This is a genomic window from Neobacillus drentensis, assembly GCF_036962765.1.
Lineage (GTDB): Bacteria > Bacillota > Bacilli > Bacillales > Cytobacillaceae > Neobacillus > Neobacillus drentensis_C.
This window is the reverse complement of the sequence record NZ_JBALOS010000313.1, coordinates 1-819: the sequence shown is the minus strand read 5'-3', so window position 1 is coordinate 819 and position 819 is coordinate 1. Positions and strand designations below refer to the sequence as shown.

Below are 819 nucleotides of genomic sequence, written 5' to 3'. Positions count from 1 at the left end.
TTTTATTTTAACAAAGTAAGAAGGAAACTACAAATAAATACATTTTATTTTTTATATACAAAAAAAGACCTCCTATATAGAAGGCCTATTTATTTAGTTAACCATTCGCTGGGCTTCACGCAGCTGGAACGTTCTTACTCTTCTTGGCAGGAATCGTCTAATTTCATCCTCATTATAGCCAACCTGTAAACGTTTTTCATCAATGATAATCGGCCTGCGTAAAAGTCCTGGATTTTCCTTTATTAAACCAAATAGATCCTGAAGCGGCATTGCATCAAGGTTTACATCTAATTTTTGAAATGTTTTTGATCTTGTAGAAATAATTTCATCTGTACCATCTTCTGTCATTCGGAGAATTTCTTTAATTTCTTCCATGGTTAATGGTTCAGAAAAAATATTTCTCTCAGTGTATGGGATTTCATGTTCTTCTAACCATGATTTTGCTTTTCTACATGATGTACAACTTGGTGAAGTGTATAGTGTTACCATTCGATCTTCACACTCCTCTTTTATTTGAGACTATTTATAAATCAGGTATATTGAATAAAGCGATTTGGTCATAATCAGGATGCACCAATTTCGATAATAATTATAAATTAGTAATTTATATCATTGATTATACACCACTGTTTCTTAAAAAGGTATCCTTTTTTCCAAAAAATATTGTTAGACCAAAACATTGAAAAATTTCTTTTACACTATATTAGACGAATATTTCCCTTAAAAGTTTCATATTTTTAATAATTTCATCTTAAAAATTCACTTTGGTAATTATTCATCTCCAATAATGTTCGTCAACGCTATATGAATAATTGAGGG

Annotated in this window: 1 protein-coding gene; it reads right to left on the bottom strand. The window is 29.9% G+C overall.

Annotated elements, in window-relative coordinates; translation table 11 throughout:
• Positions 1-93 precede the first annotated feature (93 nt).
• The gene (gene spxA / locus V7137_RS27960; protein WP_026566143.1) at positions 94-489 is read right to left on the bottom strand and encodes a transcriptional regulator SpxA; all 396 of its coding nucleotides are present in this window, start codon (positions 487-489) and stop codon (positions 94-96) included.
• Positions 490-819: the final 330 nt, after the last annotated feature.

What these genes read in the sequence shown, in the direction of transcription:
- spxA (WP_026566143.1), bottom strand. Translation starts at nt 489, where the DNA reads ATGGTAACACTATACACTTCACCAAGTTGTACATCATGTAGAAAAGCA.